The following is a 13,512-nucleotide window of genomic DNA, read 5'->3' as shown; positions in this document are numbered from 1 at the left end:
TTATTTGACGACCTCGTCGCCGCTGCCGGTCTCGGCCTGCGCTGTCCGCTTGCCGTCTTTCTTCTTGGCGATCCGTTTGGTCGTGTCGAGGCCGCGACGCAGGTCGATGATCTCCGGCGAGTTGTAGCCGTCCAGCTGCACGTGGTTGCCGGACACAAACCGCTGCAGCGTAGCCAGCTTGGCGGCGAAGGCCGGCTCTTCGGTCGGCACGCCCGGGGCGGCGCCCCAGAAGATCCGTGTGCCGCCGATGGTGATCACCTCGAACTGGTAGTAGTGCAGGTCGCCGCGGATCTGCGGCTGCCCCAGGGGCGCGATGTCCGCCAGGCTGAGCCGGGCCCAGTTGTCGCCCATCGCGTTGATCAGCGACACCGCGTCGTTGACCTGGGGGTCGACCCAGGCCTCGCCCGTGGGCGGGGCGCCGCGGACGCCGGTGATGCGGGGCATCCGCCGCAGCTCGCCGTCCTTCAGCCCGGCGGTTGGGAGCCGCACGGACTCCGCGTCGATCGGCGTCAGCGAAACGCCGGCCGGCGATTCGACCGCCACCACGGCCAGCGGCCGCCGCCACTGCAGCTCGACCCGCGCGCGGTTGGGCGGCTGCAGCTCGACCTTGTCGACCTTGCGGACCCAGGGCTCGTGGCGGAACGCCTCGGCGATGCGTGCGACCGCCTGCTGGGCGTCGATCACGCTGAGCGGCCCCTGCAGCGTGGCGCGTTCGATCGCCTGCTCGCGGATATCGACCCGCACCCACGGGGGCGGGGGCGTGGTGTCGACCGCCGCGGCGGTGATCTGAAAGTCCGCGTGGGTGCGGAGCGGCACCTGCGAGACGCGCCACACGGCGGACCCCACCCAGCCGAGGCCGACCAGCACCGCGCCGCCCAGCAGCACCCGCCAGCGGCGGGACACCGAGGCGACAGTGGCCGAGATGAGATTGCCGTTCGATTGCGCAGCCACCGGTCAGCCTCCATGCCAACAGACGGGGGATCCGGCGCGTCGCGCGCCGCGTCAGCCGGGCTAGTTACCAGATTTCCAGCTCGGTTTCCAGCTCGACTCCCAGCCGCTCGGCGACGCGGCTGCGGACGGTATCGATCAGCTTCAGGACGTCGGCGCTGCTGGCGCCCGCCCCGGCGACGATGAAGTTGGCGTGCTTCTGGCTGACCTGCGCCTCGCCGACGCTGGCGCCCCGCAGGCCGGCCTGGTCGATCAGCATGCCGGCGCTCATGCCGCGGGGGTTCTTGAAGATGCAGCCGGTCCGCTCGTCGGCCATCGGCTGGCTCGCCTTCTTGATGATCCACTGCTTCTGCAGGCGCTTGGTAAGCTGCTCGGGGCTGTCCTCCTCGAGCTGGAACTCGGCGTCCAGGATCACCAGCTCGTCCAGGCTGCTCTTGCGGTAGGCGAACACCATCTCTTCGCGGTTGCGGCTGACGATCTCGCCGGTGCGGGTCATCACGGTCGCCGCGCAGGTCCACTGGCCGATGTCGCCGCCGCGGCTGCCGGCGTTGCCGTGCAGCGCGCCGCCCACCACGCCCGGGATGCCGACCAGCGGGTCGAGCCCCGCGAGGCCGTGCCGCACCGACTCGCTGATCACCTCGGCCAGCACCGCGCCGCCGCCGGCCTTGATCGAGTGGCCGCTGACGCCGATCGCCGAGAACGCGGGCGCGGCCAGGCTGATCACCATGCCGCTGACCCCCTCGTCACGCACCAGCACGTTCGAACCGCCGCCCAGCACGCGCACGGTCAGCCCCTCGCTGTGGCACCGCTGAACCAACTGCTGCAGCTGCTCGACGCTCTGGGGCTCCGCAAAGTACTCCGCGGCGCCGCCGGTCTGAAACCAGGTCCGCTCGGCGATGGGGGCCTGGGGCTTGAGGATCTCTTTGAATTCGGTAGCCAGTGACATTGCAAGCGCGAGGAAGGGGAGCCTGTCGTGGAACGGGTCTATTGGACGGGATTGTACCCTCCAGGGAAAGAGCGGTAGGCGAGAAAAGCAGGCCGGGCGGCGGCAAAACGGCCGCTATTCGCCCCCCCCCCACTGCCGCAGCGCCTCGTACCCGGCGACCGCCACGCAATTCGACAGGTTCAGGCTGCGCACCTCGGGGCGGGTCGGGAACCGCAGGGCCCGGTCGCCCGCCGCGCGGCGGATCTCCTCCGGCAGGCCCTGAGACTCGCGGCCGAAGAGCAGCACGTCGCCCTCGCGGTACTCGGCCCGGGTGTAGAGCCGCTCGGCGAATTTGGTAAAGCACCAGAACCGCTCGAACGGCAGCCGGGCGGTGAGCGACTCCCAGTCGTCCACCACCTCCCACGCCAGGTGTTGCCAGTAGTCCAGCCCCGCCCGCCGCAGGTTGTGGTGATCGACCTGGAAGCCCAGCGGCCTGACCAGCCAGAGCTTCGCGCCGAGCGCGACGCACGTGCGGCCCACGCTGCCGGTGTTGTAGGGGATCTCCGGCTGGTACAGCACGACGTGCAGCCGGGGCTCGTAGGGATCGGGCATAGCGGGTCGGGTCGGTGTGGTGGAGGGGCGGCCGGGTGGAGGGGGCCGCCGCGTGCCCCTATACTAGCGGGTCTCGCATCCGGGCCGCACCGTCCGGCAAGACTTCTCCCACCGTTTGAGACCCACCCAGCGCCATGCCTATCGGTTTTGGAATCATCGGCTGCGGCATGATCAGCCGCTTCCACGCCCGCGCCATCAACGACGTCCGCGGCGCCAAGCCGGTCGCGTGCTTTGACCGCAACCCGGCCAACGCCGACAAGCTGGCCGAGGAGTTCGGCCTGACCGCGCACCACGACCTCAAGCAGATGCTGGCCGACCCGGCGGTCGACGCGGTCACGATCGGCACCCCCAGCGGCGCGCACCTGGAGCCGACGCTGGCCGCCGCCAAGGCGGGCAAGCACGTGATCGTCGAGAAGCCGCTGGAGGTCACCACCAAGCGGTGCGACCGCGCGATCGCCGCCTGCGAGGAGGCGGGCGTGAAGCTGGGCGCGATCTTCCCGTCGCGGTTCCACGACTCGTCGGTGCAGATGAAACGGGCGGTCGACAAGGGACGCTTCGGCCGCGTCACGCTGGGCGACGCCTACGTCAAATGGTTCCGCACCCAGGAGTACTACGACAGCGGCGCCTGGCGCGGCACCTGGAAGCTGGACGGCGGCGGCGCGCTGATGAACCAGGCCATCCACACCGTCGACCTGCTGCAGTGGCTGATGGGCCCCGTCGAGGAGATCCAGGCCCAGACCGCCACGCTGGCGCACGAGCGGATCGAGGTGGAGGACACCGCGGTCGCGACGCTGCGGTTCGCCAGCGGCGCGCTGGGCGTCATCGAGGCCTCGACCGCCGTCTACCCGGGCTACCTGAAGCGGATCGAGCTGCACGGCTCACAGGGCACCGCGGTGCTCGAGGAGGAGGACCTCAAGACCTGGGACTTCGCCAAGAAGCTCAAGTCCGACGAGAAGATCCTGGCCGAGATGAAGAAGTCGAAGAGCACCGGCGGCGGCGCCGCCGACCCGGCGGCCATCGGCCACCACGGCCACACGCTGCAGATCCAGGACTTCGTCAAGGCGATCCAGAAGGACACCACCCCCGCGGTCGACGGCCACGAGGGACGCAAGAGCGTCGCGATCATCGAGGCGATCTACAAGTCCGCCAAGACCGGCCGGGTCATCAAGATGGCCTAGCGACGGCGGCGGGCGTTCTGGCACAATCGGCCCCATGCCGAGCGCCGCCAAACCCGCCGCCGACTACGCCGCCTACTTGGCGCTGCGGTGCGTGATCGCCGTGATCCAGGCGCTGCCGATGTCGGTCTGCGAGCGGGGCGCCGCGTTGCTCGGCGACCTGTTCGGAGGCGTGCTCGGCTTCCGACGCCGGCTGGTGGACGAGAACCTGACCCTCGCGCTGCCCGGGGCTGCGCCCGCCGAGCGCCGCCGCGTCGCCCGGGCGATGTGGCGGCACCTGTTCCTGATGGTCGCCGAGATCGCCCACGCGCCGCGGGCCGTGCACCGCACCACCTGGCGGCGCCACTGCCGCGTGCCGCAGATGGAGCCGGTGGTCCGGACTCTGCTGCTCGACCGGCCGAAGGTGGTCATCTCCGGCCACTACAGCAACTTCGAGTTCGGCGGCTACATGCTGGGGCTGTTCGGCTTCCCGTCGCACACCGTGGCGCGGACGCTCGACAACCGCTTTGTAGACCGCTTCGTCAACGACTTCCGCGGCCGCACCGGCCAGCACATGCTGCCCAAGCAGGGCAGCCGCGACGCCATCGAGGAGCTGCTGTCGGGCGGCGGCACGCTGACGCTGCTGGGCGACCAGGCCGCCGGCGACAAGGCCTGCTGGGTCAACTTCTTCGGCAAGCCCGCCTCAACCCACAAAGCGGTGGCGTTGTTCACGCTCGGCTACGAGGCCCCGACTATGGTGACCGCGACGCGCCGCATCGGCGGACCGCTGGAGTTCGAGGTCGAGCTTGCCGATCAGGTCGACCCGCTGGCCGAGGGGTTCGCGTTGGGGTCGGTCCCGGCGCTAACCGAGTGGTACACCGGGCAGCTCGAGCGGATGATCCTCCGCGCGCCCGAGCAGTACTGGTGGGTCCATCGACGCTGGAAAGGAACCCCGCCGCCGCGGGCGCTCAAGCGCCTGTCCCGCCAAGCCGAAGCGACCAACGCCGGACAGCCCGATGCCGACGCCTGACTCAACCTGGCACGACGCCGGCCCCGCCGACCAGGTCCCGCCCGGCGCGGTGATCGAGGCGGTGGTGGGCGACCGGATCGTGGCGATCGCCAACGTCGAGGGGCGGCTGCACGCAATCGACGGGATCTGCGCGCACCAGGGCGGGCCGATCGGCAAGGGCCGGCTGTCGGGGTGCACGGTCACCTGCCCGTGGCACGGCTGGCAGTACGACGTCGCGACCGGGCGGCAGACGCTGAGCCAGACCATCCGGCAGGCGTCCTTTGCGGTGAAGGTCCAGAGCGATAGGATACTGGTGAGCCTCGAGCCGCCGGGCTAGCGTCCGGCAGCAAGCCGCTTGTACCCCGACGTAACCTCACCAATCGCGGCAGCGCGTTGTTCCAACTGCGCAGTTTCAAGAACTCGGACCCCCCCGCGATCGCGGAGGTATGGAACCGCCAGCCGCCGCAACGCGGGCTGGTGCAGCCCGTCACGTCTGCCCTGCTGGAGCAGATGGTGTTCTCCAAGCAGACGTTCGACCCGGAGGGGATGATCGTCGCGAGCCGCAACGACCGCATCGTTGGCTTCGCCCACGGCGCGTTCGGCCCCACCGAGGACGGCGCCGACATCGACTACTCGATGGGCGCCACGCAGATGCTCATGACGCTGCCCACCAGCCGCACGCCGGAGCTGGTGTCCGACCTGCTGGGGGCCTGCGAGGAGTACCTCCGCTCGCGCGGCGCCAAGGTGCTGTACGGCGGCGGGATGCGCCCGCTCGATGGCTTTTACCTCGGGCTGTACGGCGGCAGCGAGTTGTCCGGCGTGCTGGACTCCGACCGGCTCACCACCGAGGCGTTCGAGTCGAACGGCTACGAGGTGGCGTGCCGGGCGATGGTTATGCACCACGAGCTCTCCCGCTACCGCCCCGCCGTGTCGCGCGAGCAGCGGCTGCTCAAGCGTGAGACGCAGTTCCAGCAGAACTTCTCGCCCACGGTCGACAACTGGTGGGACGCCAACCGGCTGGCCGACGCCGAGCGGCAGGTGTTCCGCCTGACGCCCCGCTGCACCTACGAGACCCTCGCCCGCGTCGAGTTCTGGGACATCGAGCCCCTGGCCACCCGGTGGGGCATCCGCACCGCGGGCCTGCGGGACCTGTACGTCGCGCCAGACGAGCGGCGGCGGAAGCTGGCCTCGTACCTGCTCGGCGAGGCGTTCAAGACGCTGCGCAAGCGGGGCGTGGCGTTGCTCGAGGCCCACGTGATGGCGGACAACGAGCCGGCGCTCAACCTGTACCGCGGCCTCGACTTCACCCAGGTCGACCGCGGCGTCGTGTTCCGCAAGCCGGGCGGGTGAGGATTGGGGGTGAGTTGAAGGTGAGTTCGCACGGCGCTCGCCGCTAACCCCCTCGCTCTACTGACATACCCGGTGGACGCCGACGAGTTGGCGAGCCGACGAGACGGCGCCACTGCCACCCGACGGACAACGACCATGCTGGGTCGGCGCTATCTCTCCGTCCAGTGGCGATGTTGTTCTAACGACTCTCCGCGGGACCGCTCACTTCACTTCCCACCTTCAGTTTGTTGCTGAAACCTGCCACCCAGCGCGGTCTAATGGACAGTGGATTCGTATGCTCGTCTGCCAACACGGGGAGGCGCCACGCCACGACGTAGCGAGACCAGACCGCAGCGAGCCATCGCGCTCGTCGAGCCGTTGCAGATTGACTGATTTGGCGCCGCCATACTGTCCGATCGGCGCGCCCAAAAACGGACAAAACCCGACCGCGCCAATTCAAGGGAGATTAGCGCAACCGACTAACTTAAAAGCACTTACAGGAAACTTAGGGAGGAATAGGCCGTGAGTTCTGTCCCCTGCGCGCGTGTTTTTGGACAAAACGAATCGGACAAAACCCGGGTCTGAAAGCCGACGCGGGCGCCGGGGGCGCTCCCGATAGGGGAGCCCCCGCGATGTACCTGTAGCCGTTTCCTAGCGCACGGGGGCTGCCGCGGAGCGCCCCCGGCACCCGCGCGCGGGGCGCTCAAAGGTGTAGCTGCCCCGGGCTTCCGATCGTTTAGCTTCTACGCGTTGATCAACTCACCGCCGCAGGCGGCGTTGGCCGCGGCTGCGGAGCGCGGCCAGGCAGAGCTCGCAGCGATTGAAGGCGAGCTGCCGCAGGCGGACGTCCTTGTAGCCCCAGCCCTTCACCCGCTTTACGACCTCGTCCAGCGCGTCGGGCTCGGCGAGCGACCAGTCGGGAAGCTTGAGCGTGAGGATCATCCCGCGGATGGTGATGCTGGGGTGGGTGACCACCGGTTCGACCGCGTCGAGTGTGTACTGCGGCGCGGCGTTCACGTCGCACGCCAGCCAGCGGGCGGGCTGCAGCTCGCTGCGGCGGACGTCGCCGGCGCGCATCTTGAAGTGCAGGAAGTCGGGGTGCTCGGTGAGCAGCGGGTCGACCTCCGCCGGGTCGACGCCAATCACACCCATGCCGCGGTCCAGCAGCGCCTGGCTGGCGCCGCCCGGGGCGCAGCCCAACTCGATCCACACATCGCCGGCGTGGGTCGGCAGCGCGGCCCAGCGGAGGGCCTCCTCCAGCTTGAGGTACGCGCGGCTGACGGCGTGCTCGGGCAGGCGGATGCTGGGCGTGCCGCCCGGCCAGCGGTCGACCCGCGAGCGCATCTGGTGCGCGCCCAACCACCACTCGTTCGGCTCCACCAGCGCGATGTCGAGCACCGCGCCGTCGGTCGGCGCGGTCTGGGGGTTGTGCAGGGCGCCCTCTGGCGCGGCGGCGCTGACGCCGGTGCGGACCAGGGCGCTGAGCTCGTCGCGGCCGGGCTCGAAGCCGCCCGCTCCGGGCACCTGCTCGTCGCGCCGCCAAACATGCAGAGCCACCGGCCCATGATCAGCAACCAGCTGCCGCACCTGCTCGTTGTCCCACACCTGCGCGGCGAGCTCGTCGAGCTGGTCGCTGCCGCTGGCCTTGCCGAGCGACAGCCCGCGCGTGCGGGCGAAGGTCATGCGGGGGATCGCCTCGCTGGCCAGGGTGATCGGCGAGGGCGCCTTGAACGTGACGAACCCGGGCCGGCTGAATGCCAGCCGCCAGTCCGGCGCGCGGCGTTCCACCTCCAGCTTGAGCGCGTTCTGGGCGCCCGCCTGGCAGGCGGCAAACAGGTACTGACTCTCAACCATAAACGCCGCCTAGTCTCAATCGGGGTGGTGTCGCTGCGGGAGCAACAGAGTATCGCCGCGCCGTGGCGGCGCCGCCAGCGGTGGGGATCACGGTCGTTACCGGTTGCCCACCGGCTGCAGAGGGCTGTGGGCCAGCACGATGCGTCGCTCGCCCGCCAGGGCGAACTCGACGGTCGCCGCCCGGCGCTTGCCCGAACCGCTCAGCGACTTGATCTTGCCGAGCCCGTATTCCGGGTGCCGCACGGTCATGTCGAGCGAGAAGTCGTCCGGCGAGGCCTTCGGCGTTGTCGCGGGGCGGGGCGTCTGGTCGGTGAGTTCGGCGGCGGTGGTGATGGCGGCCGAGATCCGCGGCTCCGGCTCGGGCGCCGGCGCCGCGTTCGGGTCGACCCAGACTTCTTCTTCGGGCGGCAGGTCGAACTGTTCCCACGGGTCGACCTCCAGCGAGCCGCTGCCGTGGTCGGACTGCATCTCGTGGGTGGGCATCTCCATCAGGAAGCTGCTGGGCACCGCCATCCGCCGCTGTCCACGGAAGTCGCGCAGCCGCACCAGGCTGAGCTGCAGCTCCGCTTCAGCGCGGGTGATGCCGACAAAAGCCAGGCGGCGTTCCTCCTCAAGCTGCTGGGTGTCCATCGAGCTCCGCTCGTGCGGCAGGATGCCGTCCTCCACGGCGACCAGGAACACCACGGGGAATTCGAGCCCCTTGGCCGCGTGAAGCGTCATCAGCGTGACCTTGTCAGAGTCGTCCTCCCAGTTGTCGGTCTCGTTGACGAGCCAGGTGCGTTCGAGGTACTCCTCGAGCCCGGCCTCGCCTTCAAACTCCTCGTCGAACTGGCGGGCGTCGGTCAGCAGTTCCTCGATGTTGGCCAGCCGGCTGGCGTCCTCCTCGTCGTCGCTGTCGACGAGCCGCTGGCGGTAGCCGGACTCGGAGATCACGCTGCCGATCACCTCCTCGACCGGCCCGCCGGCGTGGGCGGTGAGCTTGTCGATCAATGCGACGAATTGCGAGAGCTTGGCCGCCGAGCGTTTGGCCAGCCCCTCGATCAGGCCCGACTCGCGGGCCGCCTCGAGCAGCGGGGCGCCGTACCGGTAGGCGTGATCGCCGAGGGCCTCGAGCGTCTTCTTGCCGATGCCCCGCGTGGGCGAGTTGACGGTCCGCTCGAAAGCGACGTCGTCCTTCGGGTTGTTGATCAGCTGACAGTAGGCCAGCACGTCCTTGATCTCTTTGCGCTGGTAGAACTCCTGCCCCCGCACCATCTGGAACGGCACGCGGTGCGCCCGCAGCGCCCGCTCGATCGACCGCGACAGCGCGTTGATGCGGTAGAAGATGGCGAAGTCGCTCGCCTTCCGCTCGCCAGACTCGATCGCGTCCTGGATCTGCCGGGCGATGCTGTTCGCCTCGGCGTCCTGGTCGGCGTAGGTCACCAGCCGGATAGGCTGGCCCTCGTCGTTCTCGGTGAACAGGGCCTTCTTCTTGCGCCGCTGGTTGTGGCCGATGAGCGTGTCCGCGGCCCGCAGGATGGCCTTGGTGCTGCGGTAGTTTTGCTCCAGCCGGATAACTTTGGCCTGCCCGTAGTCCTGCTCGAAGTCGAGGATGTTGTTCAGGTCGGCTCCGCGCCAGCCGTAGATCGACTGGTCGGGATCGCCCGTGGCGGCCAGGTTGGGGTAGTCCAGCGAGAGCGCCCGCAGGATCACGTACTGCGCGCGGTTGGTGTCCTGGTACTCGTCGACCAGCACGTAGCGGAAGCGGCTGTCGAGCTCGGCGCGGACCTCCGGGTTGTCCTTCAGCAGCTTCGCGACGTGCAGCAGCAGGTCGTCGAAGTCAACCGCGCTGGAGGCCAGCAGCCGCTGCTGGTACGCCGGGTACACACGGGCCACGACGCTCGACAGCGGGCTGCTGCTGCGGGGCTGGTACTCGTCGGCGGTGATCAGCTTGTTCTTGGCGGAGCTGATCCCGCTGGCGATGCGGTCCGCGGTGTAGTGCATCGTGGGAATCTTCTCGGCCTCGATCACCCGCTTGAGCGTCTGCCGCGAGTCCGAGGTGTCGTAGATCGTGAAGCTCTGCCCCAGGCCGACTAGGTCGGCGTGCTCGCGCAGAAGCCGGGCGCCGAAGCGGTGGAAGGTGCTGACCCACACCCGCTGTCCGGGCGCCAGGTTCTCGACGCGGCGGCGCATCTCCTGGGCCGCTTTGTTGGTGAACGTCAGGGCCAGGATCTGCGACGCGTACACGCCGCGCGAGAGCAGATGGGCGATCCTGTGGGTGACAACGCGGGTCTTCCCACTACCCGGGCCCGCGAGGATGAGCAGTGGGCCGTCGACGTGCAGCACGGCCTCGCGCTGGGCGTCGTTCAGGTTCTCGAGCAGCTTGTCCAAGGCGGTCTGCAGTTGGTGGTCGTCGGCGGCCGGTGGCGAACACGCCATTCTAACGCCGCGGGGCCGCGCGGGGACGGGGCTCAACCGGCGCCCGATGCTAGCAGGGGCCGGGAAGCCGCCGGAATTTTTTCCGCAGTCCGTACATTTTCTGGCCTTGATTCGCTATACTCCCGCGATCGGCGCAACGGATCGCCCGTCTCTAGAGTCACGCCCCACGGGTCAAGACGGCCCGGGCGAAGGCTGACGAGTGGGCCCGCTAATCGCCCAATCCGCCACCGGCGGCCGCCGCAGCCGGACCGCCAGCACACAATGGGAGGGACCCCACGCCATGGCTACTCGTATCCCCATGGACCGCGCCCAGGCGCAATCGGAAGAGATGAAGGAACGGCTGGAGATGAGCACCGCCGAGATCGGCCTGGCGGTCCGCACGACGAACTGCCTGGAGGAGAAGGGCGTGTTCACCGTGCACGACCTGCTGCACTGCACGCGCGAGGACCTGCTGAGCATCTCGAACTTCGGCGAGAAAACGCTTGAAGAGGTCTACAAGGCGCTGGAGAATGTGGGTTTCTACCGCCCCGGCCGCGCGACCCTGCCGGCGCAGCGTAGGGCGAAGTAACGCCGCCGACCGCATAGCGTCGGCGCCCCCACTGACTCCGCGAAGCCGATGCGTTCCCGATTCCGCCTGTGGTTGAAGAAGCGGGGCGCCCGACGCAGCGGATCGCCACGGCTGGCGCTGGCCGCCGAGCTGCTGTACCACGTCGTGTTCCTGGCGGTGGGCGCCGTGGCGCTGTGGCTGCACGTGCAGAACGTGCTCGCGCCCGAGTGGAAGGTCCGCTCGGACCTGTCCGGCTACCTGCCCGGACGCTGCGAGATCATCGGCAAGAAGAGCAACCCGCAGGCCGGCCCGGCGGGCTGGGAGTACCAGCCCGAGTGCCGGGTGCAACTCGAGCAGGCGGGCAGGTTTCTGCCGCCGGTGTGGGCGATGGCGGGCGAGCCCTCGCCCCACCGCAACGACTCGGACCGAACGCTACAGAAGTTTGAGGTCGGCAGCCAGGCGCCCTGCTGGTACGACCCGGCTGACACCAGCCGGGTCACGCTCACCCAGCGGCGGCGCTGGTGGCCGTGGCTGGTCACGCTGATCCCGTTCTCGCTGATCGTGCTCGGCGTGGTCGGCGTGACGCGTTCGTTCCTGCGGGCCGGGATCTCGCCCGAGCGGCGGCAGTCCGTGGCCCAACGCGCCGGCCGGCTGGAGGCGGTGCTCGCCCCCGCCAGCGGCGCGGTGGTCGGCGCCGGCCTGCCCGACACTTCCCAGATTACCGACAGCCCCGGCGTGCGGCTGAAGTACCGCCTGCCGTCGCTGGGCGACTCGGGCTGGCGGATCGCCACGCTGGCCACCATCTGCGTGGCCTGGAACCTGCTGGTGGTGTTCTTCCTTTCGGGGCTCGGCTTGGAGTTCTGGAGGGGCCGCCCGCAGTGGGCGCTGCTGCTGGCTATCGTGCCGCTCGCCATCGGCGGGGTCTACATGGTTGTGCTGCTGTACCACGAGGCGCGGTCCTCGACCGGCATCGGGCTGACGAGCGTCGAGGTGTCCGACCACCCGTTCTACCCGGGCGGGAGCTACCGCGGGCAGATGATCCAAACGGGTCAGTTCAAGTTCCGCGGGCTCACGGTCTCGCTGGTCTGCGACGAGGTCGCGACCTTCTGCGAGGGCACCGACACCCGCACCAGCGTGCAAGAGGTCTACCGCCAGGTGGTGCTTCAGGAACCGCGGGGCGAGGTAATCACCCACAAGCCGCTCGAGCGGGCGTTCTCTTTCCAAACGCCCGCCGACGCCATGCACTCGTTCAAGGCCCCGCACAATGAGGTGCGGTGGTTCCTCGAGGTGCGCGTGACGCCGCTCCGCTGGCCGTCCTTCCGCCGGAGCTTCTTGGTGTGCGTGTTCCCACCCGCGGTGGCTTCGGGGATCGTGCAAGCCGCCCCGCCCCCATCGCCGCAGACGGTCGCCTAGCCGGAGCCTCACTTTGCCATCTACCAACGCGCCGCCCATCGCCGACCCGGACGTGTCGATCCGCTTTGCGGACTCGAGGCGTGAGTACAACGCCGGCGAGTCGCTGCGTGCGGTGTGCGCGGTCCACAACGCGGACGCGCTCGAATGCCGCAGCGCCGAGGTGTCGGTGCTGTGGCGTACGGTCGGCAAGGGCGATGAGGACCTGCACGTGCACTACTTCGAGCGTCTGCTCGGCGAGGATGCGCGGCTCTCTTCACCGTTTCAACTCGAGGTGCAACTCCCCGAGAGCCCGCTCTCGTACGATGGACTCAGCGTTAAGATCTGCTGGTGCGTGCGGGTGCGCCTCAACCTGGGCGGCTACCGCACGCACGTCACCGAGGCGCCGTTCCGCTTGGGCAGGACAGCGCCGCCGGAGCCGAGGGAGGCCACATGACAACGCCCTCGATGATCCCTTCACGCGACAGCAACCCGTTCGCCACCTGCTGGACCCGCCCCGGCGCGCTGCCCTTCCTAGCCACCGGCGGCGTCAGCGTGGAAGCGTGTGTCGCCCAGCTAATGTCGAGCGACTGGCGTGGGCAGATCCTCGGACCGCACGGTTCGGGCAAGAGCACGCTCCTAAAGGCGATTGGTCGCGAAATCGAATCGCTCGGCACGCCCGTGCGCTGGATCAGGGGAGGCCGCGACTTCGCCCCGCCGTCCGACCCAGCGGTGCGGGGCCGGGTCTGTTTGATTGATAGCTTCGAGCAGCTCAGCTGCTGGCGCCGGCGGCAGTGGCGGCGCCGCGGATGGGGGGTGGTAGCCACCTCTCACTCGACTGCGGGGCTCCCAACGCTCGCCAGCCTGTCCCCTTCCTTCAACGACCTGACCTGCTGCTTCAATCGGCTCACCCGCGATCATGAGACCTCGGTCACGCTCGCCGACCTGCGACACGCCTTCGGCAGGCATGGCGCCAACGCACGGGAGATTTGGTTCGACCTGTACGACCGGCACGAGCAGCGCCGGCGCGAACCATCGCGCCTGGATTTCGTACAGGAACCCGGCAAAGGATTGTCGCGTGCATGCGGCGGGCCCGCTTGAGGCGGCCGCCGAGGCGCAACCCCGTTCTGCACGGCGGTTAAGGCCCCCCAACTCGCGGGGCGGCCAGGAGTCTTTCAACACCGCGACCTCTGCTCCCCCTACACTTACGGGCGACGCCGCGCCAGGCCCGCCGCGACCGGCGCCAACCGCTACAACCGACGCAATTGGCGCAGAACTAATCTGCTTCCAAATGCTCAAGTCGGCTCAGTAATTGGTTGCCCAGCAG

The 13,512-nt window shown here is 69.2% G+C and carries 13 protein-coding genes; 8 read left to right on the top strand and 5 right to left on the bottom strand.

Going from position 1 to position 13,512, the window contains the following annotated elements; all coding sequences use genetic code 11:
- The 3 genes from KOR34_RS06535 to KOR34_RS06525 all read right to left on the bottom strand — a co-directional run bounded on the left by KOR34_RS06535 (position 1) and on the right by KOR34_RS06525 (position 2,485).
- A complete protein-coding gene (locus KOR34_RS06535; RefSeq protein WP_146563297.1) occupies positions 1–951 on the bottom strand; it encodes a cell division protein FtsQ/DivIB in 951 nt (316 codons plus the stop codon).
- A gap of 64 nt (positions 952–1,015) precedes the next feature.
- Entirely contained in the window at positions 1,016–1,894 is an 879-nt protein-coding gene (gene murB / locus KOR34_RS06530) for a UDP-N-acetylmuramate dehydrogenase (RefSeq protein WP_146563295.1), read from the bottom strand.
- A 114-nt stretch (positions 1,895–2,008) separates the two neighbouring features.
- A complete protein-coding gene (locus KOR34_RS06525; protein ID WP_146563293.1) occupies positions 2,009–2,485 on the bottom strand; it encodes a tRNA (cytidine(34)-2'-O)-methyltransferase in 477 nt (158 codons plus the stop codon).
- A gap of 134 nt (positions 2,486–2,619) precedes the next feature.
- On the opposite strand from KOR34_RS06525, the gene KOR34_RS06520 reads away from it, so the two are divergent.
- From KOR34_RS06520 to KOR34_RS06505, 4 genes are read left to right on the top strand one after another with little or no spacing between them, the layout of a single operon-like run.
- The gene (locus tag KOR34_RS06520; protein WP_146563291.1) at positions 2,620–3,663 is read left to right on the top strand and encodes a Gfo/Idh/MocA family protein; all 1,044 of its coding nucleotides are present in this window, start codon (positions 2,620–2,622) and stop codon (positions 3,661–3,663) included.
- Positions 3,664–3,697: 34 nt separating this feature from the next.
- Positions 3,698–4,669, top strand: a complete 972-nt coding sequence (locus KOR34_RS06515) for a lysophospholipid acyltransferase family protein (protein WP_146563290.1) — start codon at positions 3,698–3,700, stop codon at positions 4,667–4,669.
- Positions 4,656–4,985, top strand: coding sequence for a Rieske (2Fe-2S) protein (locus KOR34_RS06510; protein WP_146563288.1), 330 nt, complete (start codon positions 4,656–4,658; stop codon positions 4,983–4,985). Before KOR34_RS06515 ends, KOR34_RS06510 begins: the two co-directional genes overlap by 14 nt.
- A 56-nt stretch (positions 4,986–5,041) precedes the next feature.
- The gene (locus KOR34_RS06505; protein WP_146563286.1) at positions 5,042–5,998 is read left to right on the top strand and encodes a GNAT family N-acetyltransferase; all 957 of its coding nucleotides are present in this window, start codon (positions 5,042–5,044) and stop codon (positions 5,996–5,998) included.
- 738 nt (positions 5,999–6,736) lie between these two features.
- Here KOR34_RS06505 and KOR34_RS06500 read toward each other — a convergent pair.
- Both KOR34_RS06500 and KOR34_RS06495 read right to left on the bottom strand, forming a co-directional pair.
- Positions 6,737–7,831, bottom strand: coding sequence for an SAM-dependent methyltransferase (locus KOR34_RS06500; RefSeq protein WP_146563284.1), 1,095 nt, complete (start codon positions 7,829–7,831; stop codon positions 6,737–6,739).
- A gap of 96 nt (positions 7,832–7,927) precedes the next feature.
- Positions 7,928–10,249 (bottom strand): ATP-dependent helicase, encoded by a 2,322-nt coding sequence (locus KOR34_RS06495; protein ID WP_228714530.1) that lies wholly within the window; start codon positions 10,247–10,249, stop codon positions 7,928–7,930.
- Positions 10,250–10,529: 280 nt separating this feature from the next.
- Between KOR34_RS06495 and KOR34_RS06490 the strand changes: the two genes are divergently transcribed.
- From KOR34_RS06490 to KOR34_RS06475, 4 genes are read left to right on the top strand one after another with little or no spacing between them, the layout of a single operon-like run.
- Positions 10,530–10,817, top strand: a complete 288-nt coding sequence (locus KOR34_RS06490; protein WP_146563281.1) for a DNA-directed RNA polymerase subunit alpha C-terminal domain-containing protein — start codon at positions 10,530–10,532, stop codon at positions 10,815–10,817.
- 48 nt (positions 10,818–10,865) lie between these two features.
- The gene (locus KOR34_RS06485; protein ID WP_146563279.1) at positions 10,866–12,209 is read left to right on the top strand and encodes a hypothetical protein; all 1,344 of its coding nucleotides are present in this window, start codon (positions 10,866–10,868) and stop codon (positions 12,207–12,209) included.
- Between the two features lie 13 nt (positions 12,210–12,222).
- The gene (locus tag KOR34_RS06480) at positions 12,223–12,642 is read left to right on the top strand and encodes a hypothetical protein (RefSeq protein ID WP_146563277.1); all 420 of its coding nucleotides are present in this window, start codon (positions 12,223–12,225) and stop codon (positions 12,640–12,642) included.
- An 11-nt stretch (positions 12,643–12,653) separates the two neighbouring features.
- The gene (locus tag KOR34_RS06475; RefSeq protein ID WP_146563275.1) at positions 12,654–13,286 is read left to right on the top strand and encodes an ATP-binding cassette domain-containing protein; all 633 of its coding nucleotides are present in this window, start codon (positions 12,654–12,656) and stop codon (positions 13,284–13,286) included.
- Positions 13,287–13,512 lie beyond the last annotated feature (226 nt).

This window comes from Posidoniimonas corsicana (genome assembly GCF_007859765.1).
Classification (GTDB): Bacteria; Planctomycetota; Planctomycetia; order Pirellulales; family Lacipirellulaceae; genus Posidoniimonas; species Posidoniimonas corsicana.
This window is presented reverse-complemented; position numbering and strand designations above follow the sequence as displayed.

Bases quoted from the DNA above. Each gene is read 5' to 3' on its own strand.
- murB (WP_146563295.1), bottom strand. From the start codon at position 1,894: ATGTCACTGGCTACCGAATTCAAAGAGATCCTCAAGCCCCAGGCCCCC.
- KOR34_RS06525 (WP_146563293.1), bottom strand. From the start codon at position 2,485: ATGCCCGATCCCTACGAGCCCCGGCTGCACGTCGTGCTGTACCAGCCG.
- KOR34_RS06520 (WP_146563291.1), top strand. From the start codon at position 2,620: ATGCCTATCGGTTTTGGAATCATCGGCTGCGGCATGATCAGCCGCTTC.
- KOR34_RS06515 (WP_146563290.1), top strand. From the start codon at position 3,698: ATGCCGAGCGCCGCCAAACCCGCCGCCGACTACGCCGCCTACTTGGCG.
- KOR34_RS06510 (WP_146563288.1), top strand. From the start codon at position 4,656: ATGCCGACGCCTGACTCAACCTGGCACGACGCCGGCCCCGCCGACCAG.
- KOR34_RS06500 (WP_146563284.1), bottom strand. From the start codon at position 7,831: ATGGTTGAGAGTCAGTACCTGTTTGCCGCCTGCCAGGCGGGCGCCCAG.
- KOR34_RS06495 (WP_228714530.1), bottom strand. From the start codon at position 10,249: ATGGCGTGTTCGCCACCGGCCGCCGACGACCACCAACTGCAGACCGCC.
- KOR34_RS06490 (WP_146563281.1), top strand. From the start codon at position 10,530: ATGGCTACTCGTATCCCCATGGACCGCGCCCAGGCGCAATCGGAAGAG.
- KOR34_RS06485 (WP_146563279.1), top strand. From the start codon at position 10,866: ATGCGTTCCCGATTCCGCCTGTGGTTGAAGAAGCGGGGCGCCCGACGC.
- KOR34_RS06475 (WP_146563275.1), top strand. From the start codon at position 12,654: ATGATCCCTTCACGCGACAGCAACCCGTTCGCCACCTGCTGGACCCGC.